We start from the raw sequence: 23496 nt of genomic DNA, 5'->3' as shown, positions 1-23496 counted from the left end.
CATCCTCCTGAAACCATCCCCTTATACTTATGGCTAAAAAACCACATATTTACCGTGCTGAAGAAAATAATCAGCCAATAGACTGCTACACTTCGATTTTCCAGTGGAGGCTAAGCAAGGCACTCTGAGTGATTTCACGATTCACTCCAACATTCAGGATTCATTAAAAATAATATAAATTACATCCAACTTTTTGGAGTGCGACGTGACCGTTTTCCCGAGCTCATTGACTTCGCCTAGTGGTTGCCAAGGATGCAAAAGCTCCTTAGATCTGGATTTAGATTTCACCTTCGCTTATCAGCCGATCGTGAACGTACGCGATCAGTCGATTTTTGCACATGAAGCATTGGTACGGGGACTTAACGGTGAGGGCGCGCTGTCTGTGCTCGAGAAAGTCAACGATCAGAATCGCTATCGATTCGATCAATTGTGCCGCGTGCGGGCTATTTCTACTGCCGCGCAGCTCGGCATGACCCAACACCTATCGATTAACTTTCTACCTAAAGCAGTGTACCGTCCAGAACTGTGCATTCGAAGCACACTGGAAGCTGCACGAATTAATAACTTTCCGCTCGACCGGCTGATTTTCGAGACGGTTGAAAGCGAATATGTTGATAACAATTATCACCTAACCAATACATTATCAAAATACCGAGAGTTCGGATTCAAGACGGCAATTGATGACTTTGGCGCAGGTTATTCAGGGTTGAACCTACTAGCAGATTTTCAGCCGGATTTGATTAAGCTAGATCTTGCGCTAGTGCGCAATATTCATCTTGATTCCGCTCGCCAGGCTATCGTACGTGGCATTGTTCTAATGTGTGCCGATCTAGGTGTCAAAATCATTGCTGAAGGTATAGAACATTCGGAAGAGCGAGATTTTCTTACCGACTGCGGAATTTTTCTAATGCAAGGTTTTTGGTTCGCCAAACCTGCATTCAAAGCAATGGCTCCTATCGCTCCAAGCGCTTGGCTATGAGTAAAAACCCACAAAAATTATCGATCACATTTAAATTTTTGGCTAAGAAATCAGCTGCGACATCACCACCAGTGTCTACTTGGCCGATCAAGCTCAGAATAATAATTTGCAATTAGTGTTTGTCATATATTGGTTACGAAAAGGGTGAGCACCCTGTATCAAAAGTTGACTAAAGCCAATCCGACAGAAAGTGCTCAAATTGATATCGAACTTAGCGAGTGAGTAGAAAATGAATCTTACGTTCGAAGAAACATCGATCCAATCATTATTGGACGCGTCTGACCAGTTGGATACTCTGAACTTTGGGATCATTGGTTTTAACGACGCTTCTGATGTGGTAATTTATAATACATTTGAAGCTTCAAGTGCGGCCTTACGACAGGCGCGTGTTTTAGGTAAGAATTTATTTTCTGAAATTGCTCCCTGCCTGAACAACGCTATGGTTGCTCAAAGATTTGAGAATGAACCTGAGTTAGACGTGATCATTTCTTACGTTCTGGCGCTTAGAATGCGGCCAATCCCCGTCAGATTAAGACTCTTGAAAAAAATAAATAACAATACCCGTTTCCTACTGGTTGAATGGGCAAAAAAATGAGTGGCATTGAACAGGGCAATGACTCAACCGAGTCAGAGTATGAAGCATTACTTTCATTCATGTATCTATCACCCGTAGGACTGGTGAGAACCAATCCCGGCGGGAAAATTGACATGCTTAATCCCATGGCAACACAATTATTGATGCCATTGGTTAAATCTCTCGGCCTTGAAAACTTATTTGAAACACTTGCTTCCGTTGCACCTGAATTACGTAACCTTGTGACAAGTTTTAGAGAGTCATGCGGATCAATATGTGTGAACCATAGAATTCACGTGACGTCCGCCGCCGACGGAGGTGTTGTCCTCGCATGTACTATTGTGAAGGTCAACGACGATGTTCTGATAACAGTTCTAACTGATATCTCTTGCCAAGTTGCAACTGAAAGGAGGCTTCGGCAGACCGACTCATGGCTTGACGCCATCTATACTATTGTTAACGATTTCGCAGTTCTCGGCTTAACTAAACAAGGAGAAATTAATAGCTGGAGCCCCTCAGCAGAGCGTCTGACGGGCTACACGGAATCTGAGTCTAGCGGTGAGACGTTGCGCCAATTTTGTAATTTTTCCGCTTCGGATGTGCACGTTTTAGATGAACATCTGTCATTCGCACGCGAGGAAGGTTGGCATTCACGAGACTATTATTGCAAACACAAATCAGGACACAATTTTTTTGCTCAAGCAATGATTGCCGTTCTGCGCGAAGAGGATGATGAGTTTTCTGGCTATACGGTGGTGTTTCGAGATATTACCGAGCGAAAGGTTTCGAGTGAGAATCTGGCCGACTTGCTAACTAAAGACCACCTCACAGGTGCAATTAACCGCGCTCATTTTTTCAACCTTGCAGAGAAAGAGTTTGCTCGAGCAAATCGATATAGACAGTCAATATCGATACTCATGTTAGACGCCGACCACTTCAAGCTCGTGAATGATAGCTGGGGGCATCCGATTGGTGACGAAGTTCTAAAGTCTATTGTTAAAGTTGCTGAAGGGATTCTCCGACCCGCAGATACTATAGCCAGATTTGGCGGAGAAGAGTTTGTAGTTATGCTGCCAAATACCAATAGCCTTGAGTCATCTGTTATTGCAGAACGGCTCAGGAGTGGCATTGAAGCATCTAGCGTAGATGTTAAGGGGCAGGAAATCAAAATTACAGTTAGTATTGGTTATACTTCGATGAATGAATCGCGATCCACCCTGAAGCAATTATTGAGCTCCGCAGATAGCGCGCTCTACTTGGCAAAGGCCAAGGGTAGAAACTGCATAGTTGACATTGACTCAGCCCCCTAAGTACGAGTATCTGACTTGAGTAAGATTCAGGAATGTATTAGCGAGTCGAAAATCTCGAGTTAAATTCAACTGGTCTCGGGATGAGGTACAAATCTTGGTGGAGTTTCAGATATGAATCAAATGACTCCTTGCGGTCGCTACCTTGTAGTCAACGGGCCGCTGTGGCGTTTCACCAACCCATTGCTGGATGAAGATGTGCGGCAGCGCCTAGTAAAAAACTTGCTGACAGCGCGTCGTGAAGTAAAGGCAGCGAAAGCCTCTGGCGATCCTGGGCAGTTATTGGCGGCACGGGCAAGGGTTCAGGAGGCCAAGGTCGCGCTAGGGGAAAGAGGCCCGGTGTGGTGGAACGACAGCAGCCCTGATTTCAACAGGCATCAGGTGGCCAATACGCCGTATGCAGAGTGGTACCGCTCCCTGAGCACCAATTGCTGACCAGCACCTATAGCTTCGCCACAAATCCTTGACCACCACAAGCGGTGCAGTCCTCCTGAAGCTCGAAGCGATCAAGGCATGCCGGGCAAATACGAAACTTCGCCAGATCAATCAATGGGCGAAGCTTTTCGAACGAGCGCATGTCTCCGCTTTCTTTGGCCACGAGAGCGGTATCTATCAAGCCACGGTAGGAATCTGGATCATCCACTGGCTCGCGGAAAATTCCTTCGATAGTCCGCCCGGTTTCGACAAGCTCGTACTGTTGCCCGTCAGGCAACGTCAGCGTCAACCCTTTGATCCCCGCAATCATTCCGGATGGGCTGAAGACTAGATTCGCACCATCCGCATTTCGGTAAATCTTGCCGTCGTATGTTGCGATGTTGGCCTCAGCGAGAGTGTTCATGTGGTAGAAAATCGACCGCCTGACTATGCCCAATATTTCTGCACTGCCATGTTTCACAACGTCGTACGCCGATGCACCGCAGTATCGAGCTGGAGCGTCAATCAACTCTTCTACAGCGTGCCAATAGGCAGCATTCGCCATTTCGTTCATTTCGAAGCACTGGAGATCATCGATGAGCCCCTCGGACGCCAGCGTGGCGGACATTTCGCGGAGCGTTTGCCGGTGTGCCTCTGGGTTCTCCATTCGGAAATCATGGTCGTCGAGGGTTGAGCGCCATTGCTGAAGCCGGAGCGCCTTGGCCTGATCGAAATTCATGGATTGGATTCACTGCATAGATACTGGTTTTATGTACAGTATTATAGGCGACCATCTCAAGCTAGTTTTAGCCGACGAGCCGCAGATCAGGCCCTTCCCTGCCACTTCCAGAATGGGTAGGTTCGCGGCCCTGATTTACTCGTCTTCCGCTGAGAGTGGTGAATTGAGGACAACATCTACCTGACTGACCAGCGAAAAGATTCAAGCGACCAGACGCATAACCGCCTCAAACCATAGCGTTAGGGCCGGCGACATAGCCTCTGAAAACCTAGCTGATAGACTCTCATCTCAATGCTGCGAGCCAGCTCCGCGCTTGAGGCAACGATGATGAAACTCACCTAGTAATGGATTCAGAACCTTGGCAAATCGACGCACAGCAAAAACACCAAAATCGTTCAGACGACCAGTCCCTTATGGTGCCCCTAAACTGTGGTTTACCAAGGCTATTGCTGCTGTGGCATCGCTTGGACTTTTCAGTTTGGCGATAACCACAACCTACAATTTCCTGGTAGGAGACGTAACGCTATCGTTCGTAAAACCGCATGGTCGCTACTACGACTTCGACCTAAGAAACGATAATTCAGTAGATCAGATCGTTAAGCGTTTCGAAGTAGAGTACCCGCCGCAGAAGCCTATTGCCCATTCCACTCGCACGATTGTCGCAAAAGCTACCGGCGCAGGGGGATACGAGCTACCAGGCGGCAACACCGGCTGGATTCCAGTGACGGAGTTCAATGAACTGAATGGAAGGATTTTACCTGCTAATAAAGTCACGCCATTTATCATGCCTCCGACGAACAGCAAGAGCTACTTGCAGTTGGATGCGGCGGTGTTCGATATCACGTTCGAAACAGCGCCTGCAAACGCAACGTTGAAAGCCATTGATGGCATTTTGAAAGCCCTCAAGCTGCGTAATCAGGTCACAAAGCAGAGGTATCTAGTCATGGACAACCTTTGGATACCTACTCGCGCTCTCAGTGTCGCCGAGGCAGTAAGACTTGCCTGTAGAGACGATGACTCGCTATCAGACAACTTGTGCCCTAACCATGCAGGCGGTTGATCGATCAATTGGCTACTGGGTAGCAGACGAGCCTTAGGTCGACTGTTCGCTCTCTTGCCTGACCACCGCTCCGCTCCACTGATCCTGCTGACTGACTATTCGCTGCACAGCTCGAACAAACCGCACTCAAGGAATCAAGATGAGCCGAGGCAAAGAGTTCTTCCAGGCGATGACGAAGACGCAATTGAAAGAGGTGATCCGGGGCGAGATCGCAGCGGTCAATTTCGGCCAAGAGTTTCAATCCTCCATCATCGCCGACCTAATACATCAGAAACATTACCACTGCGCAGCTCAAGGCCTTCGCCCTACTCGCTTTCGAAAACTACACCGCCCAGGAGCAGTTTACGATTTTCAAGGCTACTTTCCGGGCCATGGCTGGCACGGAGTCTCATGGACGCAGTGCATTGACCCTCGAGACGAAATGGCCTGGTTGAATCGCGCTCTTCGGGATGCTGCGCACCCTATAATTTCTAGCTACAGGGCGATGCATCCTGTATGCGAACGATGCAAGAACAATCCATCTACCGAAGTTGACCATGTGTCTCCTGAGTTCCACGTGATGGTCACCCAGATCATTCAAACACTCAGCCCCTCCCAGATTGAGGAAATATTTTCCCATTTTGACTGGCTAGACAAAGATCCATTCTCTTTGCCGTCAGGACACTCTGCTTTGCAGCTCCTCGATGACGCTCATCAGACTGCAACTCTCCAAGCGGTGTGCAAACCGTGCCATGTTCTCAACGGCAACGATAGCCGGCGTTGACCTACCTGGGCAATGGATAAGGAGCCGAGCCTGATACCTCTCGGACAATGCTTGGCTCGTGAAACTGCTGGTAAACGAGTCCCAGAGCTTGAGTCGAGAGGCTGAGAGCCGATTAAGCAAGCGCAGTCGACCTGGCTGCCGATCCTCCCTGTTTTGCCTACTGATCTTGAACGTCACACCAGCCTGAAGAAAGCCGCTCGCGCTCTCTTCAAAACTTGGCCCGGCGTAAAATCCATCTCGCACACCCAAGCACTAGATATTCTCGCCGAAGGTCTTGGCTATCAGAGCTACCACCACGCGAAAAAACTAACATCATCATGGTCTGATGCCCGACCTGACATCGATATCAACTCGATCGAGTGGAACATCTCGCGTGTCATGAGCGGTGAGTTTCAAGCTCCCGGAAACCCTAGCGTGAGCATCAACCTAGGCAATCTCCTCGCGTACATTCAGACCCTCCCCTTGCATCACCTAAGGATCTTCAAACTTTACCCAGAGCTGCTGGAAGGGAGGAATTCATTCCCGCTCCTACCGCACGATCCACAGTCCCCGTTCGGGAGATTTCAACATAGCCCGATCATCTCCCTTGAGGGCGATTAGCGGATTTACGACAACGATGACAGTGATCAGCCGGCGCGATCCTGATTGCTTGACAATGTAATTCGGGGGCTCAAATCGAACTGCCACAATGTACTGATGCGATGGTTACGCAAGAGCAGGCGCGACTCGGTTAAACACACGCTTGTAGGGGCGAGAGTCCCACTTCTTGATACGCACCTTTCAGCCCAGCCCCCGAATAACCTGAGCTATTAGCGCTTCAGATTACCTCCTCTCGCCCTACCACTCAGATCACGCTGAAGGATATGATGAGGGTGTACCCGGACGAGAGGTTCCCTACAGCACTCGGAGCGAAGGACTTTTAGAGGCGCTGATGAAGATCACCAAAAACCTGAACAACTACGAAATCGTAAAGCTTTACTCGTTGTGCCAAAACGATGCGTCCCTCCGCCTCCCCAAGAGCATGATTCACCCATATAGCCCCAAAATTCCTGCCCTGAGCCAAGAAAGCTTGGGGCAGAGCTCCGGAGATGGACTTGCCCCTACAAAACCGGACACCAACTCCCCATTAAATGGATGCCGCTGCCAAGCGCCTGAACTCTCTCGGTGAGCGATAGTTCAAAGCGCTGTGCGGATGCTGCTCGTTGTAATGCTCAAAGGCAATTGCCAGGTTACGCAGCGCCGTTTCTCGATCCGGCTTGGGCATGTGCGCCACATAATCCCGCTTGATCGTCTTCACGAAGCTCTCGGCCATGCCGTTGCTCTGCGGGCTGCGCACTGGGGTGGTCACCGGCTGCAAACCGATCTGCCGAGCAAATAGGCGCGTCTGTTCGGCGGTGTACGCCGAGCCGTTGTCGCTTAGCCACTGCACCGGCATGGCGGGCAGTTGATCACCGAAACGCTTCTCCACACTTTCCAGCATCAAGTCGCGGATATCATCGCCGCTGTACCCGGTCGGGCTCGCGACCCAGCCGATGGCTTCGCGATCACAGCAGTCCAGGGCGAAGGTCACGCTCAGTTTGGCGCCGTCCTCGCAACGGAACTCAAAGCCGTCCGAGCACCAACGTGTATCGCTGGTTTCCACCGCAATTCGGCCTTCGTGCCGACGCGGCACGCCGGGCTGTTTGATTCGGCGCTCAAGCAGCAAGTTGTGATCACGCATGACCCGGTAAACCCGCTTCACGTTGATCGCGGGCAGCAACTGGGTTTCACGGGCGCGACGCAGCAATCCCCAGACACGACGGTAGCCATAGCTGGGCAATTCGCTGACCTGTTGCTGGATTTCGGCCACCAACTCCGCGTCGTTCACAGGCCTGCTTCGCCGTACTTTGGGCGATACCGATTGCTTGATTCGAACCGTTAATTGCGAGCGCGCCACACCGAGACATTCGCTGACCAGCTTCACTGGTCGTCCCCCGGCAACAAGGGTGAGTGCGCAATCCATTTTCGCGACCGGGCGATCTCCACGGCCTCTTTGAGGATTTCTGCTTCCATCGTCTTCTTGCCCAGCATCCGTTGCAGTTCACGGATCTGCTTGAGTGCATCGCTCAGCTCAGAGGCCGGCACCACGGCTTCACCCGCGCTGACCGCCGACAGGCTGCCGTCCTGATAGAGCTTGCGCCACAGGAACAACTGGTTGGCATTGATGCCGTTGCGCCGAGCGACCACCGACACACTTTGTCCTGGCTCAAGGCTCTCGCGAACCATGGCCAGCTTTTGCTCCGGGCTCCAGCGGCGCCGCCGCTCCTGACCCAAAAGCTCCCCACTCTTATCGTTGCTGTTAGTCATAAACATAACCGTTTGCCTATCCCTTATCGTAAGGGGGAAACGGTGTCCTGTCTTTCATGGGGCTCGTACAGGAGATGCCTGAAAAACCTAGCGATAAGAGCGATCGCGTCCGCAGCAACATCGGACACCATCGTCCTAGATGCTTGAGCTGGAAGAGATGTTCCATCAATGCTTTCGTTAACTCTCCAGCTGGGGGCAGGCAACTGTGACGCATATGGTTTTCTGAGATGGATTGATCATGACAAGAAATTTAAGCTGGGCAAGTGTCGTCAACAACGATATGGAGCGGCTTGAGTTCGGAGCCTGCCATGTCAATTTGGCCTGGCGCCGCCATAAATCCAGCAACGCAAAATTTTTAGGCTTGCGCTCCGCATTTGTAGATAGCCCCCATAGCTTACCTATCCTGCTACAGAAGGTGGGAGCAAATGTGAATGCTCGAAACTATCCGGAGCGTGGCCAAGCAGTCTTCGCTGCTGTGTGGTCTGCGCACGATCAGTGGGCAATTCTTTGTGACGCTACCCACGCAGCCCTTGTGCCCAAAACAGCACTCGAGGGCATCCCGCAAACGAATAGACAGGATGAGGCGATCGTGAAGGAGCTGAGAGCCCTTATGGAAGGTGCCTCAGACAATCTACGTTGCATGCTAGACGCGGCTTTCTTGGAGCGTTTCATTGATTAAACGCCAGTCGAAGATGCAAGCGGGCGGCGGGTGAATTAGTGTTCTGTGCTCAATCATGACGTGAGCAGCCCTGCAAGACTTGCATGTGACCAAGCCGCGTAGACAAGGAGGAATCAATGGGAAGCAAAATCCCTGAGGCCAGGAATGCTTTTGGAGCAAAAGTCAGTGCACTGCAGTATGAAAGCAGCCCAGTGGGACAGTTATCTTGCCCATCCAATGGGTGCGATGCGCGCCTATCCTTCGTCAAGCGACACGACAGACGATACGCCACAAAGACTATTGAGGTTGCACCCTGCTTCAGGCTGAAGAAGCAGTTCAGTCACGATGCGAACTGTAAATATAACCTTGGGGGACAGCTCAGTATCATTGCCAAAGGGTCATCTTCGGATCTGTTTTCAGCCATCTCAGCATCGAAATTTGAGTTTCGCCTTCACATACTGATCAAGGCACTATGGGAGCTTGATGACACCGAAGTAGAGGCTCGGGGACGCGGCTGGGGATCGCCGGAAGCTCAGAACAAAGCGTATGGAAACAAGGGCCGTCTCACCAACTACCTTAAAACGCTGGGTCAGATACTCGAGCTGCGGGCACTATGCGAGGACAATGACGAGCTAAAAAGCCTCGTTACGCTGAAATCTAAAGAAACCACCATCCCTTGGAACAAATTCTATTTCGATCACAGTAACCTTTGCGACTTCACCCGTTGGTACGGTACGGGAACCCTGACAATTCCATTGGCTATCGCCGGGTATGTCCAAGATATTCGCCCGCCTAGCGATCGTTTCCCGTATCACGTGGCAGAGCTCACATCTCCTTTTGTTGAGCCCGACAAGGACGGCATCGTCCGTAAGCCCGTGCCTCAGGTCATTTTAAAGCAGTCCGCACTCGCCTCCTTGCTCAAACGCCAACACGAATACATTTTCTTTGGCCAGTGGAAAGCGCGAGTCCGCCAAACGAGTGGCCGTGGTGACAATTCCAATCAGACTTGGCTTTTCGAGAATATCGAAATGTACATTGACCAAGCAGTTCATTTCATCGAATGCTGACACGAGCGGCAATCAGCCTTAGGTATCGTGATCACGCATGCTGTATCGCAAAGCGTGGGGAGCCCCCCACCGTTCACAGCACTCAGTGCTACATCGATCACCAAGCCCATATCGCTTTAGCTAATTAGATGAACCAGGTGGCTCCAAAGCACCCTTGTTTGCGGCGACTGTCCTTACCCGCAGGCCTGGACTCAAGGATAAATGCTGCGGGGATCAAGCAGCCCATCCAAGCAAGCGGAGCGCGCAGACGTGAGGATGGAAGCCCGCGAGGGCCGAGACACGTAGTGGCTCGGTTCACAACATCCGTCCGCGAAGCGGCACGCCCTAGTGGTCACGGGGAACTCCGGGCACTCCCCTCACACCCCAGGACGCTTGAAGCGTCATTCCTCCTCGAAGGGGCATCAATGAATCAATGGCAATCGCTTTATTCATCCTGTGAACGAGCCCCCATGAAAGACAGGACACACAAAGACTCATCGCATTCGACAGGGGGTCGATATCTACAGGCGGTTTTCCCAAAGCAGTGGCTGTTGCTCATGAACGGTAAATTCGTCATAAGCAATCAGTGAATAGATCGACCTGCTACGCTGAATGTGTATCGCATTTGAGCCTTCGAATTAGACTAGGTCTTGCAAGTCGACAAAGAACGTCATAAACAAGGAAAGTATCATGAACTCCATTCTCAAAATAATAGCTTATACTTTCGCAATAATCACCGTAAGCGGGTGCGCCTCTACGATACTGGAGAGCAAGCCCTATAAAACATATTCAGTTGGAAGCACCGTCAGTGCCAATGTGGGAATGCCATTCCTCGAGGCTCAAAAAGGGACGGTCACAAAAATAAAGCACTGGGTCGGCGTAGCGAATTCTCCAAACGGATGGAAAATTGAAGATATTTATTCATCCGACTTCATAAAAAAAGAACTTGTTTACTCCGGAAAGTCGGGAAGCACTATTGAAATTGGTTATCGCGAGTACAGAGGCGGCCTAGCTGCGCCAGCATTTTATCAGTCAGTAAAATACGATCTGAACGAATCTAATCTGATCGGGTTTCAGAATTTTCAGTTTAAGGTTGATTCGGCGAATAACTCATCAATAAGTATTGTAATCATCAATGACTGAGGTGATGTACTGTTACAAAAATCTCACAATCCGTAGATAGAAGAGATCCCACTACGGGGGTGTGATCGCATCATTAAGCATTACAGAGAAGGGGAAAGGCGTCTGGAGGATTTGTGTACGTCACACTTGGATTCCGCACCCTCTGCGTTTCGGCAATGTACTTGCTCTGGACTGCACAGGCGGCGGTGACGGCCTACTCGCGATTACTGCGTACAGGAAGATACCATTTACGTTGAAGGGAGCTCTTGATGGTGCTGAACTTGTGACAGAGCTTCTACAGAAGCTAGAACACACCCTGCTCAACCTCAGCACGACAGTGCACGGTAACAAGCTCATTGATTCTCAGGGTTTGAGCCGAGAAGCTGAGACCTTTATCAAGCAAACTCGATCGACCTGGTTAACGCTGATGGCTGAGATGGGTGAGTCCCAGCAATTTGTTAATGCCCTGCATGGGCTGAGCCTACTCACTGGAGACCGCAAAATTGCGAAGCTTGACGAACTGAAAGCCCGGTACTCCGGCACACAAACCGGGAATTTATTGAAGCGATTATTTGGCTTAAGCACTCGCAAATGACGCGACGATCCACCCATGTAGCTCCCCAGGCTGTAGGAATACGTGGAATCATGAGGTGAAATAGAACCAGCGTTGACTGAAAAACGGCCCTCAGATCATCAATGCGGAAACAGACGTATTAGAGAGCGCCTGGGTTGCAAAGCGATTACCGGTTCTGAAAAGGTTGGTAGCCCAGAAACTTATAAGAAGTTGTAATGTTGACGACGTATTAGCAAGCATTCAACCACCAATGTCTTTATTCGACCTGTATAAACACTCAGTACGCACTATACAAACGCGCTAGGTAGAACACAAAAAAACCCTTGATTATGCTGGGCAATTAATCCATCAGCGTCAGAACTTTGCACTCCGACCGGCGCGGGGTTTTACAGACGTATACTGCAATTGCCAAGCAATTTAATTTCAGGAATGCTCCTTGATTTTCCTGACCACTGTGTAAAAATCTCAGCATCAGTCTCGATATGCAAATGAAAAGGCGAAAAATGGACTATTACGTGCACTACATGAGTATTGATATCACTGTCGATGACAGCCTCCTTGATCATCCCGACAATCTTTGCGGAGTCTCAAGGGCAACGGTAGATACCAAAAAAAACCCACTTTACTGGCATTGCAAAAATATCAGAGAAATTGAGCAAGCTTATGAACGTCATCACAACTTCCCGACAAATGATGACGCGGTGCTGTGGCCGAAACATAAGATTAAGGTGCTCAAGGTCGAGCCCGCATAGGCCTGCTAGGCGCCAGGGCGATGTGTTACGTAGCTATTCGAACTTGGATAGGTGCGACACCAATGACGACACTTATACAGCGCATGATGCCGACTTTATGCTGGATAATTATAAACAGGCATTTATGAAATTCATCATCAGCTTCGTCACTTTTGATACTACCGTCGGCGATACTTTATTGGGTAATAGCTCCACACTGAACTGGGTTAGACATAAAGTTGTCAGCACACTTGAGCCCGGATATACCGCTTGTGAATCAATCCGAGATGTCGAGGCTGCGTTTGAGGGTGAGCACAATTATGCAAACAGCAACGACTATGTGACGCGACCACAGCGCAAAGTAAAAGTGCTCAAAGTCGATGAGCTTCCAGTATAATCGTAAGGAGTTTTTACGAATCTGGAATGCACTCATTCGTGAAAGACGCCAAGTAACTCTACTCGAGAAGTATTAAGTAAAAATGTCTTCCTCTTCGCCAATTTCAAATTCGCCCATCGCACCAAGATAGATATTTCGACAAGGCGTCCTAGTAACAAGGCCATGTTCTAGGAGCAGCTTTTGGATCTCATACATAAAACTGGATATCTCCCATGGCTCCATATCTGATGCCCTAACCGTTTCGATGAAAGCAACGAGGTCAAAATCTCGGGTGGCTACAAAAGGGCCGGCTCTGTTGTAGCCTTCAAATACTCCAGAGGCTATGCAAATCACTTCTCCTTTTTTGATAATCATGCTGGCCCTACCCTCACCTTGAAATGGACGCTAAGCACAAGGCCATACTCCTAATTATGGCCCCTGTGCATATCACTGCAGTGTGTGCGGAGAAAGGTGGTGCTGCCCCTTAAATAGTCGCAGGAAATCTCGGAGGCTCGAACGTCCAGTCTCGCGCTGGAAGGTAGCAAGTACATACCGGGAATTTTCTGTAGTCAAAACCCAGAAGCGCCCTTCTCGCTCAGCTTTTACAACATCAGAAGTACGGATGAGGTGCCCATCTTCAAAACGTCCGTACTCGTCTTGTCGCTTGTGGCCAAAGACAACTCCGACGCCGGCGCGCGCGTTGATAAACGCCCCGGTGAGGTAGGCAGTTACCGGCCTAGGAAAGCCCTGAGCTTCGGCTTTGAAAACCCGGCGCAGGTCAAAATCAGTGTGGCGCTTGCTGTGAAATTCGAGCTCAATTGAGGTCGTCATACGTAGTCCCTTTTACTGTCTAATCGGGCCAAATCAGGATTCCACCACGCTATCAAAGCTCCTGATACCGTGGCGGATTCTTGTTAGTGGGCTGCAACACCTAGCATGCTCCATTGAAAAACTAGACTGAGGTTTACCAGGGAAGACTCGTCGAAATTTTCAATGTGGGAAGTGTTATAGGTAGCACCACCCTCAACAGTGATTATGCTTACGAAGCATTCGTGAGCATCTTGGCCCACAGTTGCGCTGATAAGCTTTTCCATTTTCCAGCTGGGCGAACCGTTCATATATGGCGGTGTGTTTACCTGAACATCCCTCACGACCATCTCCGGGCCTTGCGCTATGAGTTTCCGCTGGAGTCGGCCCTCATCACCGATCATCTCGACACTTTGCCACCACCGGCCTTCCTCAAACCTCTCGAGAGCGACATGAAACCAGTGGGTCGCTAAAAGGCGCGTCACTGCATGCCACTGTGTGACGCCCTCACCGAAGAGACCGGGGATACCAAGGATGTCATCGTCGTCTGTTTTGAACATTAATTTTCCTGCCCATCAGCCCTCGCTTTGAACAACGCGATGGCCTTACTAAAAGAAAGAGAAGATCGTCTTGAGGCTCGCGGTTTGCTCATGACCTGGGCCCATCAGGACGTACACAGAATTTTTCGTTTCAAACATCACGCTGTCGTCGAATGAGGTGCACATACTCGAGCGAACCCAATCACCAGGTTGGAAGCGGCCTCTGGAGTCCTCGATGAATTTGTGGGCAAACAGGAAAAGCGGGAGGTGGCCGGCAGCGTCGATCTTGGCGAGCTCGTCAGGGGTGACGTCGGCTCGGAAGATCGTCCACTGTTCAACCAGGCAATAGGGCTTATGCGGGAAATGCCTGGCTGCAAATCCAATAGCTTCTACTCTCGAGGACGTGCTGCCCTCTAACGCTAGGCTGTTCCCTTGAAGGAGCTCGCTATCGGCCGGACACACCATGAGTCGCCCCTCCTGTTTAGTAATGCATGAATTGACGGCTGGGCAGTCGAGCCGCCGCTAAAAGCCAAACCAAAATCAACACTCGAATAATTATATATATTTGAGTGTTTACTGGCAAACACGGCATACCGTCTCCTTTTGATGAGGCGATAGAATGTCATTGCGTCGCCCGTACGGGGCCGTGCTGCAACTGCTACGCAAATCCAAGGACTTGCACCAGCAAGCTATCTCTGGAGAGGTTGCGCAGCCATATGTCAGCTTGCTAGAAGCGTCAAAAGCTAACGCTACAGTGGACGTAACTAAGGCACTGGCGGACGCTTTAGGCGTAAATCCTGCAACGTTCTTTGGACTTGTGATTGCTGCCAGCCAACAGGAAACCCCGCGAAACGTGATGCTCGCAGCCATTGCTGAAATGGAAGAGTTGGGACTTGCGGACGCAGTCTTGCCAGCGAAACCGGACAAACTTGAGCCCCCGAGAGTGATTGAGGGCAGGCAGAGGATGCAGCAGGTTCAGGAATTAAAGGCTCAGGGCTATAGCCGTGCTGCGGTTGCGCGGGAGCTCGGTTGCACGTGGACAACTGTCAATCGCCTCTGGGGAGAGAAGCCTGACAACTGACGGTCTTTGATTCCTCAGACAATCACCACGTGGCCAGCGATCTGCACACGCGGGACAAACGCGCATAGCATCGCAGATCTAAAGCGACATTGTGACGGCATGGGTTAGGTGAAGCCGCTCATCAGTGGTCAAATGGCGCATTGAATAGTATAGGCAACTACTCAGCGACCCACTCACTCAGTCACTCACAGACGAGTAGTTGAATTTTGGGGGCCATAACGGTCGGCTGCATCCAGTCCCAAAGCTGCCACACCAACCAATGCCCGACGGGCGTCGCCACTCAGGACCCTTTGCGCCAGAGCGCACTGGTGGTCGAGGACAAAGCCGCCCGGGTCTACAACTTCCACCGCAACACCCTGCTGACACTGGCCGAAATGCTCGCCTCGGCGGGTCTCGAACACCCCTCGCAATTAACCCCCGAGCACCTGGTACGACGCATCAGCGACACGCAGATCCGTTTATTTTCCCAGACTCACACCTCCTCAAACCGGGCGAACTGCTTGATGACCGCTGCACCAGCGAATTCTATTTGCGCATGTGGCACAGCGCCCGTGCCGATAAATTCGAACGCAATGGCTCTATCGAGACCGTTGGCGACAGGACGGTCATCGAGACCCGCGAAGCCGCTAATGCGTGAGTATTACCGTTAGCGACCAGGAAAATCAGCGCAATTGAACGATCCACCGATACCGCCAGTCAACATTCATCGACTACTCATACGGATCCCTGACGCTCAATTGCAGTGAATTCTGTCCGGCGTCGCGCACGTCGGACAGCCGCTTTCCGAGCTCACTGATTCGAACGACCTCTTTTTTAACTACCCGGCACCCCCGAGGGAACCATCATGAAATTCCAAGTTGTAGATCGCTCTACCCATGGCACCACGATGTATTCGGTCGATACCGAGTGCGGAAAGAACATCGATTCATACTCGACCATTGAGGAGGCTCAGGTCCGTGCAGAATGGCTGGAATCCGAATATGAGCGGATCAGCGAGGCCCTCTGACCGCGCTCTTAGTAGATGATCCCGTGAGTGAAACTGGCTTCAGCGGCCCCCAGCAGCAGGCGTATCACGTACAGCTGGTTGGCGCTCTGCATCAACCTCTTGCCGCAACGGCGGTTAAAAAAACCAGCGTATGGGGAAAGCAGGGGAATAATGAACGGTCGTCAATGCGGCTTACCGATGGTGGGCGGCCCCATCAGCTGCCGTACACTTTCGCGGCTGGCACCGCCCGGGCCATCAATTGCTCTACCGCCTGACCCACCTCGCCCACCGCCCAGCGCCCGTGCCTGTCCAGTTCCGGACCTTTACGCCAGCCGTCGGCAATCGACAACTTGCCGCCCTCGACTTCGAACATCTGCCCGTTGACCGCACTGGACGCTTGCGAGCCGAGCCAGACCACCAACGGCGCAACGTTTTCCGGCGCGAAGTAGTCGAAGCCCGCTTCGGGTTTTTTCATGGTATCGGCGAACACCTGTTCGGTCATGCCGGTGCGCGCGGCCGGGGCCAGGGCGTTGACGGTAATGCCATAGCGACCGAGTTCGGCCGCCTGCACCAGTGTCAACGCAGCGATACCGGCCTTGGCCGCAGCATAGTTGGATTGCCCGATGGAACCCTGCAAGCCGGCCCCGGAACTGGTGTTGATGATCCGTGCACTCAGCTGCGCACCACCCTTGGCCTGTTCGCGCCAGTAGCGCGCGGCGTGGCTGGCGATACAGAAATGGCCTTTGAGGTGCACGGCCACTACCGCATCCCAGTCGGCCTCTGTGAGGCTGGCAAACATACGGTCACGGCAGATGCCGGCGTTGTTGACCACCACGTCCAGGCCGCCGAAGGTTTCGATGGCCTGACGCACGATCAAGGCCGCATCGTCGTAGCGGGTGATGTCGTTGCTGTTCGCCACGGCGCTTGCACCCTGCCCGAGAATTTCGCCGACCACCGCCAGTGCCGCTTCACGATTGATATCATTGACCACCACTTTCGCCCCATCGGCAGCGAAAGCATGCGCGTAGGCGCGGCCCAAGCCACCGCCAGCGCCGGTGATGATTACGACGCGGTTTTCACAGATTTTCATGGTGCTATCCTTCAAATTCATAACCAGTCGAATAATCCCCTGTGGGAGCGAGCCTGCTCGCGAAAGCGGTGGGTCAGTCATCATCATTGTTGAATTTGATGCCCCTTCGCGAGCAGGCTCGCTCCCACAGGATCAGTGTGCATCTTTGAATCTGCTCAGCTTACAAGCGCTCGATAATCGTCACGTTGGCCTGGCCACCGCCTTCACACATGGTCTGCAACCCGTAACGTCCCCCGCTGCGCTCCAGTTCATGCAATAGCGTGCACATCAACCGGGTGCCGGTGGCGCCCAATGGATGGCCGAGGGCAATTGCGCCGCCGTTGACGTTGGTCTGTTCGTGGGGATAACCGGTCTCTTTGAGCCAGGCCATCGCGACCGAGGCGAAGGCTTCATTGATCTCCACCCGGTCAATGTCCTCAAGCTTCATCCCGGCTCGCTTGAGCGCATAAACGGTGGCCGGGATGGGTGCGGTGAGCATCCAGATCGGGTCTTCGGCGCGCACGCTGAGGTGGTGGATACGCGCGCGCGGTGTCAGCCCGTAGCGTTTGAGTGCCGCTTCAGAAACGATCAGCATCGCGCTGGCCGCGTCGCAGGTCTGGCTGGACACTGCCGCGGTCACCCGGTCGCAGCCAAACAGCACGTCCAGCTCGGCCATTTTTGCCAGGCTGGTCTGGCGCGGCGTTTCGTCGTGCACGACCCCGGCCAGCGGCACGATTTCCCGGTTGAACCGCCCTTGCTCGATGGCCCGCAATGCCCGCTGATGGGACTCCAGTGAATAGGCTTCCAGTTGTTCGCGGGACAGCCCCCACGTCTCGGCAATCATCTGCGCCGAACGGAATTGAGTCGGCGGTTGTGCGCCATAGCGCCGGACCCAACCTTCGGAGCCGCTGAACGGATCACTGAAGCCCAGCGGTTCGCCAGCGATCATGGCTGAGGAAATAGGAATTCGGGTCATGGTTTGCACGCCGCCGGCGACGACCACATCCTGGGTGCCGCTCATCACCGCTTGAGCGGCAAAGTGCACCGCTTGCTGGGACGAACCGCACTGGCGATCGATGGTGGTGCCGGGTACCGCCTCCGACAGGCCGGCGGCCAGCCAACTGGTCCGGGCAATGTCCCCGGCCAGAGGACCGATGGTGTCGACACAGCCGAAGATCACGTCGTCGTAATCGTCATCGGGAATGTCGTTGCGCTCGACCAGCGCACGCAAGACGTGGGCGCCCAGATCGGCTGCGTGAATCTGGCTCAAACCACCCTTGCGCCGCCCGGTGGGCGTGCGAAGGGCGTCGACGATATAGGCTTCAGGCATGGTGTACCTCGGAGTAAGTTGAAGTCGGGCACAGTCGCCGTCAGAAAGTTTTGCCGGCACCCAGTGCTGGATTGCCGTCGAACAGCGCTGTGCGGATCCGCCCCTTGTGAAGGCCACGATCACCCCAGACTTTGTCCAGCGCCCAGGCGCGCTTCATGAACAAATGCAGGTCGACTTCCCAGGTGTAACCCATGGCGCCATGGGCCTGAATGGTGTTTTTTGCGGCAAGCATCGCCGCTTCCGCCGTCGCCAGTTTGGCGTGGGACACCAGCACGTCTTGCCCCGGTTGCTGCTCGGCCACTGCGTAGGCAGCGCGATACAGCGGCCCTTTGGCGAACTCGATCTGCACCGCGACGTTGGCCATCAAATGCTTGACCGCCTGGAACGAACCCACCGGTTTGCCGAACTGTTTGCGCTCAAACGTGTAATCCACCGCGAGGTCGACCATGCGCTTGGCCAGCCCCAACATTTGCGCGGCACTGCCCAAGGCGCCACGATTGAACGCGGCGGCCCACAAGCGCCGGCCCTGTTCGCCAGCGGCCACGCAGGTGGCGGGCGTTGGCATCCAGTCGACCTGAAACAGCTGACGACTGGGATCGACCGACACATTGCGGGTCAGGCGTACTGCACCAGGTTCAACCGCATGCACCTCATCGCCATGAGCCAGCAACAGCAAATCGGCGACGTGAGCATCACAGACCAGCGGGTTACCCGGTTCGGCAATCGCCAACCGTGCGCGGCCTTCCGCGACGCGCGCCAGCCAGTGCTGTTTGAGCACCGCGTGGCTTTCACCAAGGGCGGCGAGCAACGGCACGCCGATCAGCATCGTCTCCACCAGCGGCTCGGGCATACCGGCATAACCACACTCCTGAGCGAGCAGAATGAAGTCCAGCTCATTCATGCCCATCCCGTCTTGCTCTTCGGGAACCGTCAGCGCGGTCAGGCCCAACTCCACCAATTGGGCCCAGAGCTGATCACTGCGCCCGCTATCGCTGAGCCACAGTTCACGAATGCGCTCCGGGGTGACCTCGTTGATCAGAAAACTTCTGACGTTGTCCTGGAACAGCAATTGGTCGCGGCTGAAACTAAAGTCCATGGTCTATTCCTCAGGCTCGCGGCATGCCGAGCATGCGTTCGGCAATGATGTTGCGCTGGATCTCGTTGGTGCCGGCGTAGATCGGCCCGGCCTGGGCAAACAGAAAACCTTCCAGCCAGTGGCCGACGTCGCCCGCAGCAGGGGCTTCGGGCAGCAGCTCGCCACGCAGACCGAGAATGCTCATGGCGGTGTCGTGCATGCGTTGATCGAGTTCCGACCAGAAGATTTTGTTGGTCGAAGACTCTGGCCCGATCTTGCCGCCCTGCACCAGTTGCGAGGCGGTCATGTAGGTGCTCAGGGTGTAAGCCTCGGCGTCCAGCCAGGCGCGCATCACCGACTCGCAAATGGCCGGGTCACGGTCAGCCTGCTCACGGTTGGCCTGGTACAGCTGCACCAGTCGCCGCGCGGTTTCCTGAAAACGTGCGGGTGAACGCAGCAGCAAACCGCGTTCGAACCCGGCGGTGGACATCGCCACATGCCAACCCATGCCCTCGCCGCCCAGCGCGTTTTCCACCGGAACCTTGACGTCATCGAAGAAAATCTCGGCGAACCCGGGCAAGCCATTGAGCTGAGGAATCGGCCGTACCGTGATCCCCGGACTGTCGAGCGGAAGCAGAATAAACGTCAGGCCCTGATGGCGCTGCGAGTGAGGGTCGGTGCGGAAGATACCGAACACCCAGTCGGCCCACACGGCGCGAGTCGACCAGGTTTTCTGGCCGTTGATCACATAGTGGTCACCGACCCGTTCGGCGCGCGAGCGGATCGCCGCCATGTCGGAGCCGGCGCCTGGCTCGGACCAGGCCTGCGCCCAGATATCTTCACCGGTGGCCATACGCGGCAGAAAGCGCGCTTTTTGTTCCTCGCTGCCATATTCCATCAGCGTCGGGCCGAGCAGGAAGATGCCGTTCTGGTTAACCCGTGCGGGCGCGCCAGAGCGGTAGTATTCCTCCTCGAAGATCAACCACTCGATCAAGTCGCAACCGCGCCCGCCGAGATCGATCGGCCAGGTGACCATGCCCCAGCGACCGTCGTTAAGCCGGTTTTCCCAGGCACGATGCTCGGCAAAGCCTTGCTCGGTGTCGAACGATTGCAGCGGTTTATCGGGTACATTGGCCGCCAGCCAGGTCCGCGCCTCGGCGCGAAAAGCCTGTTGGGCCGGAGTATAGGTCAGGTCCATGAGAGTGCCTTCAGCCGTTGAAGTGGGCATCGCGCTTCTCGACGAACGAGTCGCGTGCTTCTTGTGAGTCCAGTGAGCGATAGGCCTCGAGCGTGAAGCCCTGCTCCCAGCGATATTTGTCTTCCAGATTGCCGTCTTCGATACCGCTCAGCGCTTCCTTGGCGAGGCTGATCATGGCCGAACTCTTGGCGGCGATGGTGCGAGCGATCTGCAACGCAGCCTCACGCAAGTCCTCGCGCTTGACCACACGCTCCACCGCGCCCAGGCGCCAGGCCTCGGCGGCGTCGATCATCTCGCCGGTGAAGTACATGTGACGGACCTTCTGCACCGGGAACAGCCGCTGCAAATGCGCGCCTCCGCCCATGGCACCGCGGTCCACTTCCGGCACGCCGAAGGTGGCGCACTCGGACGCCACCAGAATGTCGGCAGCGCCGCAAATGCCAATGCCGCCACCGAGCACAAAGCCGTGCACGGCGACGATTACCGGTTTCGAGTTGCGGTGGATCGCCTTGAAGCTGTCGTAGTTGCCTTTGTTCACCGCCCCGATCAAATTGCCGTCGGCGGCCAGTTCCTTGATGTCGACCCCGGCACAGAAGCCGCGCCCTTCGGCCCGAATCACGATCACCCGCACGCTGGCGTCCCGACCGAGGCCTTCGATCTCGCTGGCGATATCGGCCCAGCCCTGACAATTGAAGGCATTGACCGGCGGCTGGTTGAACACCAGTTCGGCAATGCCGTTATCGATGCTGACGCTAAATGGTTTCATGCCTTTCCCCTTCACGACACACGGCGGCACAGCTCGCCCAGACGCGCTTCGGCGTCGCGGACGATCTGCTCAATCAATTGGGCGCAACTGGGCAAGCTGTCGATGGACGCGGCGATCTGGCCGGCGGGCAGTACACCTTCAGCGGGTAACCCATCGACCATGGCTTTCTGAATCACCATCGGCGCGTTGGCGGCCATGATGCTTTGCGCGGCCGTCAGCTCACCGCTGCCGCGCATTTTCAGTGCGCTGACGAGCAGCTGGGTCAGGCTCATGCCACTATGGCGGCGGTAGGCCAGGCCACTCTGAAATGCCAGCAACAAACGCTTGAGGCCGCCGCTGGCTTCCAGCTGGTTGAGCAATTCGTTGCGGATCATCCGTTGCGGCATGCCGTCGATGGCGCGGCTGATGACGATCGCTGCCGGGTCCTTGACCGCCAGGTACCGCGCCAGCGTCGCCTGTGGCACCGGGCTGTCGGCGCACATCAAAAAGCGCGTGCCCATGGCGATGCCCTCGGCACCGTAGGCCAGCGCCGAGACCAGGCCTTTTCCGTCCTTGAAACCACCCGCCGCGACAACCGGTACCGAGACCGCGTTGACCACTTGATCGAGCAGCAACGACGTGGGTATCGACCCGGTGTGCCCACCGCCCTCGCCGCCCTGTACGGTCACCGCATCGGCGCCCATTTCCACGGCTTTCTGCGCGTGCTTCAGGGCACCGACTGTGGGAATGCACACCACGCCGGCGTCTTTCAGACGGCTGATCATCTGCTTGCCGGGCGAACGGCTGTAACTGACCGCCCGGACCTTGTGGCGCAGCACCAGTTCGACGATCTCTGCGGCGTTGGCCTGGTACATATGAAAATTGACCCCGAACGGCTGATCGGTCAGACGTCTGGTTTCGAGGATTGCCGCCTCCATCCGTTGCGGTTCGATGGTCGCTCCGGCGAGAAAACCGAAACCGCCGGCATTGCCCGTGGCCGCCACCAGTTTCGGGTCGGCGACCCAGCCCATGGCGGTCTGGATGATCGGGTAGCGGCAACCGAGCAATTCGGTCAGACGAGTATTCCACGAGATCGCCATGCTCACGCCTCACCCGAATTGCGTTGCGAACTGGCCATGGCCTTGGCGTCATACCCGCCGAGTCGGTCACCCGACACCAGCTCATTGTGGGCATGGGCGAAGTGATGCAAACCGAACACCATGTCCATGGTCGCGCGCTTGCCCATCAGGTCTTCGGCGTTGTTGACCGCCTGCTTGCTCAGTTGCAGACCAAGGCGCGGCATCTGCGCGATGCGTCCGGCGATGTCGAGGGTTTGCTGTTCCAGTTCATCGCGGGCCACTACCCGGTTGAGCATGCCCATCTGGTAGGCGCGCGCCGCCGGCATGCGCTCGCCGAGGAACAGAAACTCCTTGGCAATGCGCGCGTTCAGCTCATGCACATGGGCGAAATACTCGACCCCGGGAATGCCCATGCGCACCACCGGATCCGCGAAGTAAGAATCCTCACTGGCGACGATCAGGTCACAGACCCAGGCCAGCATCAGCCCACCCGCTATGCACGCCCCCTGGACCATGGCGATGGTCGGCTTGGGCATTTCGCGCCAGCGGCGGCACATGCCCAGATAGACTTCCTGCTCTCGGGCGTAGAGAAACTCGCCGCCCGGCTTGTTCACATGGTCGTACCACAGGCTGGCGCGGTCGAAGGTCTGATCGACGTCGCGACCCGGCGTGCCGATGTCATGCCCGGCGGAAAAATGCTTGCCGGCGCCGCGCAGCACGATGACTTTCACCTCATCGTCATCGCAGGCCTGGCGAAACGCCGCGTCCAGCGCGTAGGTCATCTGCGAGTTCTGCGCGTTGTGGTACTCGGGGCGATTCATGGTGACCAGGGCCACCGCGCCGCGCACCTCGTAAAGCACCACGTCGGCCTCGTTCTTGTCGTTATGTTCAGCCATCAC

27 protein-coding genes and 1 pseudogene are annotated in these 23496 nt (G+C 54.4%); 15 read left to right on the top strand and 13 right to left on the bottom strand.

From position 1 onward, the window contains the following. Positions 1-205: 205 nt before the first annotated feature. From rimA to ACA041_RS11095, 4 genes are all read left to right on the top strand, one after another. Complete coding sequence (rimA, locus tag ACA041_RS11110; protein ID WP_497441139.1) at positions 206-979, top strand: S6 modification regulatory phosphodiesterase RimA; 774 nt, start codon at positions 206-208, stop codon at positions 977-979. 229 nt (positions 980-1208) lie between these two features. Then, positions 1209-1574 carry a hypothetical protein gene (locus ACA041_RS11105; protein WP_497441138.1) on the top strand — a complete coding sequence of 122 codons (366 nt, stop codon included), beginning with the start codon at positions 1209-1211 and terminating at the stop codon, positions 1572-1574. Continuing rightward, complete coding sequence (locus tag ACA041_RS11100) at positions 1571-2863, top strand: sensor domain-containing diguanylate cyclase (protein ID WP_497441137.1); 1293 nt, start codon at positions 1571-1573, stop codon at positions 2861-2863. Before ACA041_RS11105 ends, ACA041_RS11100 begins: the two co-directional genes overlap by 4 nt. A gap of 111 nt (positions 2864-2974) precedes the next feature. Next, positions 2975-3295, top strand: a complete 321-nt coding sequence (locus ACA041_RS11095) for a hypothetical protein (RefSeq protein ID WP_497441136.1) — start codon at positions 2975-2977, stop codon at positions 3293-3295. 7 nt (positions 3296-3302) lie between these two features. Here the strand turns inward: ACA041_RS11095 and ACA041_RS11090 are convergent, their stop codons facing one another. Next, positions 3303-4013 (bottom strand): hypothetical protein, encoded by a 711-nt coding sequence (locus tag ACA041_RS11090; RefSeq protein WP_497441135.1) that lies wholly within the window; start codon positions 4011-4013, stop codon positions 3303-3305. A gap of 358 nt (positions 4014-4371) precedes the next feature. On the opposite strand from ACA041_RS11090, the gene ACA041_RS11085 reads away from it, so the two are divergent. Together ACA041_RS11085 and ACA041_RS11080 are read left to right on the top strand one after the other, a co-directional pair. After that, on the top strand, positions 4372-5073 hold the full coding sequence (locus ACA041_RS11085; RefSeq protein ID WP_497441134.1) for a hypothetical protein: 702 nt from the start codon (positions 4372-4374) through the stop codon (positions 5071-5073). Positions 5074-5212: 139 nt separating this feature from the next. Further along, complete coding sequence (locus ACA041_RS11080) at positions 5213-5836, top strand: hypothetical protein (protein WP_497441133.1); 624 nt, start codon at positions 5213-5215, stop codon at positions 5834-5836. A 1126-nt stretch (positions 5837-6962) separates the two neighbouring features. Here ACA041_RS11080 and ACA041_RS11075 read toward each other — a convergent pair. Continuing rightward, a protein-coding gene (locus tag ACA041_RS11075; protein WP_497434342.1) for an IS3 family transposase occupies positions 6963-8182 on the bottom strand; the annotation gives its coding sequence in 2 pieces (ribosomal slippage) (positions 6963-7837 and positions 7837-8182; 1221 coding nt in all). Positions 8183-8420: 238 nt separating this feature from the next. Here ACA041_RS11075 and ACA041_RS11070 point away from each other — a divergent pair. The 6 genes from ACA041_RS11070 to ACA041_RS11045 all read left to right on the top strand — a co-directional run bounded on the left by ACA041_RS11070 (position 8421) and on the right by ACA041_RS11045 (position 12710). Continuing rightward, the gene (locus ACA041_RS11070; protein ID WP_497441132.1) at positions 8421-8861 is read left to right on the top strand and encodes a hypothetical protein; all 441 of its coding nucleotides are present in this window, start codon (positions 8421-8423) and stop codon (positions 8859-8861) included. Positions 8862-8977: 116 nt separating this feature from the next. Next, positions 8978-9907: a hypothetical protein gene (locus tag ACA041_RS11065; RefSeq protein ID WP_497441131.1), complete on the top strand. Its 930-nt coding sequence runs from the start codon at positions 8978-8980 to the stop codon at positions 9905-9907. Between the two features lie 669 nt (positions 9908-10576). Then, positions 10577-11029 (top strand): hypothetical protein, encoded by a 453-nt coding sequence (locus ACA041_RS11060; protein ID WP_497441130.1) that lies wholly within the window; start codon positions 10577-10579, stop codon positions 11027-11029. A 262-nt stretch (positions 11030-11291) separates the two neighbouring features. Beyond that, positions 11292-11603, top strand: coding sequence for a hypothetical protein (locus tag ACA041_RS11055; RefSeq protein WP_497441129.1), 312 nt, complete (start codon positions 11292-11294; stop codon positions 11601-11603). 503 nt (positions 11604-12106) lie between these two features. Continuing rightward, positions 12107-12334 carry a hypothetical protein gene (locus ACA041_RS11050; RefSeq protein WP_497441128.1) on the top strand — a complete coding sequence of 76 codons (228 nt, stop codon included), beginning with the start codon at positions 12107-12109 and terminating at the stop codon, positions 12332-12334. Between the two features lie 97 nt (positions 12335-12431). Next, positions 12432-12710, top strand: a complete 279-nt coding sequence (locus tag ACA041_RS11045; protein WP_497441127.1) for a hypothetical protein — start codon at positions 12432-12434, stop codon at positions 12708-12710. 72 nt (positions 12711-12782) lie between these two features. Here ACA041_RS11045 and ACA041_RS11040 read toward each other — a convergent pair whose 3' ends face one another. From ACA041_RS11040 to ACA041_RS11025, 4 genes are all read right to left on the bottom strand, one after another. Further along, a complete protein-coding gene (locus tag ACA041_RS11040; RefSeq protein ID WP_497441126.1) occupies positions 12783-13064 on the bottom strand; it encodes a hypothetical protein in 282 nt (93 codons plus the stop codon). A gap of 72 nt (positions 13065-13136) precedes the next feature. Beyond that, on the bottom strand, positions 13137-13520 hold the full coding sequence (locus tag ACA041_RS11035) for a hypothetical protein (RefSeq protein ID WP_497441125.1): 384 nt from the start codon (positions 13518-13520) through the stop codon (positions 13137-13139). Between the two features lie 83 nt (positions 13521-13603). Continuing rightward, on the bottom strand, positions 13604-14056 hold the full coding sequence (locus tag ACA041_RS11030) for a hypothetical protein (protein ID WP_497441124.1): 453 nt from the start codon (positions 14054-14056) through the stop codon (positions 13604-13606). Positions 14057-14104: 48 nt separating this feature from the next. After that, a complete protein-coding gene (locus ACA041_RS11025; RefSeq protein WP_497441123.1) occupies positions 14105-14500 on the bottom strand; it encodes a DUF6957 family protein in 396 nt (131 codons plus the stop codon). A 154-nt stretch (positions 14501-14654) separates the two neighbouring features. Here ACA041_RS11025 and ACA041_RS11020 point away from each other — a divergent pair, with 154 nt between their 5' ends. The 3 genes and pseudogenes from ACA041_RS11020 (at position 14655) to ACA041_RS11010 (ending at position 16122) form a co-directional block, all read left to right on the top strand. Continuing rightward, positions 14655-15116: a transcriptional regulator gene (locus ACA041_RS11020; RefSeq protein ID WP_497441122.1), complete on the top strand. Its 462-nt coding sequence runs from the start codon at positions 14655-14657 to the stop codon at positions 15114-15116. A 221-nt stretch (positions 15117-15337) separates the two neighbouring features. Continuing rightward, a pseudogene (locus ACA041_RS11015) lies at positions 15338-15753 on the top strand (glutamate synthase-related protein); the annotation flags it as partial. A gap of 207 nt (positions 15754-15960) precedes the next feature. Next, a complete protein-coding gene (locus ACA041_RS11010) occupies positions 15961-16122 on the top strand; it encodes a hypothetical protein (protein ID WP_497441121.1) in 162 nt (53 codons plus the stop codon). 193 nt (positions 16123-16315) lie between these two features. Here ACA041_RS11010 and ACA041_RS11005 read toward each other — a convergent pair whose 3' ends face one another. The 7 genes from ACA041_RS11005 to ACA041_RS10975 all read right to left on the bottom strand — a co-directional run bounded on the left by ACA041_RS11005 (position 16316) and on the right by ACA041_RS10975 (position 23493). After that, positions 16316-17191: an SDR family oxidoreductase gene (locus ACA041_RS11005; RefSeq protein WP_497441120.1), complete on the bottom strand. Its 876-nt coding sequence runs from the start codon at positions 17189-17191 to the stop codon at positions 16316-16318. Between the two features lie 160 nt (positions 17192-17351). Next, the gene (locus ACA041_RS11000; RefSeq protein ID WP_497441119.1) at positions 17352-18500 is read right to left on the bottom strand and encodes an acetyl-CoA C-acetyltransferase; all 1149 of its coding nucleotides are present in this window, start codon (positions 18498-18500) and stop codon (positions 17352-17354) included. Between the two features lie 40 nt (positions 18501-18540). After that, positions 18541-19596 carry an acyl-CoA dehydrogenase family protein gene (locus tag ACA041_RS10995; protein WP_497441118.1) on the bottom strand — a complete coding sequence of 352 codons (1056 nt, stop codon included), beginning with the start codon at positions 19594-19596 and terminating at the stop codon, positions 18541-18543. A gap of 10 nt (positions 19597-19606) precedes the next feature. Then, complete coding sequence (locus ACA041_RS10990; RefSeq protein ID WP_497442048.1) at positions 19607-20773, bottom strand: acyl-CoA dehydrogenase family protein; 1167 nt, start codon at positions 20771-20773, stop codon at positions 19607-19609. Between the two features lie 10 nt (positions 20774-20783). Then, the gene (locus tag ACA041_RS10985; protein ID WP_497441117.1) at positions 20784-21539 is read right to left on the bottom strand and encodes an enoyl-CoA hydratase family protein; all 756 of its coding nucleotides are present in this window, start codon (positions 21537-21539) and stop codon (positions 20784-20786) included. Between the two features lie 11 nt (positions 21540-21550). Beyond that, positions 21551-22618: an NAD(P)H-dependent flavin oxidoreductase gene (locus tag ACA041_RS10980; RefSeq protein ID WP_497441116.1), complete on the bottom strand. Its 1068-nt coding sequence runs from the start codon at positions 22616-22618 to the stop codon at positions 21551-21553. 2 nt (positions 22619-22620) lie between these two features. Continuing rightward, entirely contained in the window at positions 22621-23493 is an 873-nt protein-coding gene (locus tag ACA041_RS10975) for an enoyl-CoA hydratase (RefSeq protein ID WP_497441115.1), read from the bottom strand. Between the last annotated feature and the right edge of the window lie 3 nt (positions 23494-23496).

The organism is Pseudomonas sp. LBUM1676 (assembly GCF_059695605.1).
The sequence above is the reverse complement of the archived record's forward strand: the minus strand, read 5'-3'. Positions and strand labels throughout refer to the sequence as shown.

Excerpts from the sequence above, each read along its gene's own strand:
- ACA041_RS11100 (WP_497441137.1), top strand. The coding sequence starts at position 1,571 with ATGAGTGGCATTGAACAGGGCAATGACTCAACCGAGTCAGAGTATGAA.
- ACA041_RS11030 (WP_497441124.1), bottom strand. The coding sequence starts at position 14,056 with ATGTTCAAAACAGACGACGATGACATCCTTGGTATCCCCGGTCTCTTC.
- ACA041_RS10985 (WP_497441117.1), bottom strand. The coding sequence starts at position 21,539 with ATGAAACCATTTAGCGTCAGCATCGATAACGGCATTGCCGAACTGGTG.
- ACA041_RS11020 (WP_497441122.1), top strand. The coding sequence starts at position 14,655 with ATGTCATTGCGTCGCCCGTACGGGGCCGTGCTGCAACTGCTACGCAAA.
- ACA041_RS11040 (WP_497441126.1), bottom strand. The coding sequence starts at position 13,064 with ATGATTATCAAAAAAGGAGAAGTGATTTGCATAGCCTCTGGAGTATTT.
- ACA041_RS11000 (WP_497441119.1), bottom strand. The coding sequence starts at position 18,500 with ATGCCTGAAGCCTATATCGTCGACGCCCTTCGCACGCCCACCGGGCGG.
- ACA041_RS11010 (WP_497441121.1), top strand. The coding sequence starts at position 15,961 with ATGAAATTCCAAGTTGTAGATCGCTCTACCCATGGCACCACGATGTAT.
- ACA041_RS10995 (WP_497441118.1), bottom strand. The coding sequence starts at position 19,596 with ATGGACTTTAGTTTCAGCCGCGACCAATTGCTGTTCCAGGACAACGTC.
- ACA041_RS11045 (WP_497441127.1), top strand. The coding sequence starts at position 12,432 with ATGCTGGATAATTATAAACAGGCATTTATGAAATTCATCATCAGCTTC.
- ACA041_RS10980 (WP_497441116.1), bottom strand. The coding sequence starts at position 22,618 with ATGGCGATCTCGTGGAATACTCGTCTGACCGAATTGCTCGGTTGCCGC.
- ACA041_RS11060 (WP_497441130.1), top strand. The coding sequence starts at position 10,577 with ATGAACTCCATTCTCAAAATAATAGCTTATACTTTCGCAATAATCACC.
- ACA041_RS11065 (WP_497441131.1), top strand. The coding sequence starts at position 8,978 with ATGGGAAGCAAAATCCCTGAGGCCAGGAATGCTTTTGGAGCAAAAGTC.
- ACA041_RS11035 (WP_497441125.1), bottom strand. The coding sequence starts at position 13,520 with ATGACGACCTCAATTGAGCTCGAATTTCACAGCAAGCGCCACACTGAT.
- ACA041_RS11025 (WP_497441123.1), bottom strand. The coding sequence starts at position 14,500 with ATGGTGTGTCCGGCCGATAGCGAGCTCCTTCAAGGGAACAGCCTAGCG.
- ACA041_RS11080 (WP_497441133.1), top strand. The coding sequence starts at position 5,213 with ATGAGCCGAGGCAAAGAGTTCTTCCAGGCGATGACGAAGACGCAATTG.
- ACA041_RS11090 (WP_497441135.1), bottom strand. The coding sequence starts at position 4,013 with ATGAATTTCGATCAGGCCAAGGCGCTCCGGCTTCAGCAATGGCGCTCA.
- ACA041_RS11105 (WP_497441138.1), top strand. The coding sequence starts at position 1,209 with ATGAATCTTACGTTCGAAGAAACATCGATCCAATCATTATTGGACGCG.
- ACA041_RS11050 (WP_497441128.1), top strand. The coding sequence starts at position 12,107 with ATGAGTATTGATATCACTGTCGATGACAGCCTCCTTGATCATCCCGAC.
- ACA041_RS10990 (WP_497442048.1), bottom strand. The coding sequence starts at position 20,773 with ATGGACCTGACCTATACTCCGGCCCAACAGGCTTTTCGCGCCGAGGCG.
- ACA041_RS11070 (WP_497441132.1), top strand. The coding sequence starts at position 8,421 with ATGACAAGAAATTTAAGCTGGGCAAGTGTCGTCAACAACGATATGGAG.
- ACA041_RS11095 (WP_497441136.1), top strand. The coding sequence starts at position 2,975 with ATGAATCAAATGACTCCTTGCGGTCGCTACCTTGTAGTCAACGGGCCG.
- ACA041_RS10975 (WP_497441115.1), bottom strand. The coding sequence starts at position 23,493 with ATGGCTGAACATAACGACAAGAACGAGGCCGACGTGGTGCTTTACGAG.
- ACA041_RS11005 (WP_497441120.1), bottom strand. The coding sequence starts at position 17,191 with ATGAAAATCTGTGAAAACCGCGTCGTAATCATCACCGGCGCTGGCGGT.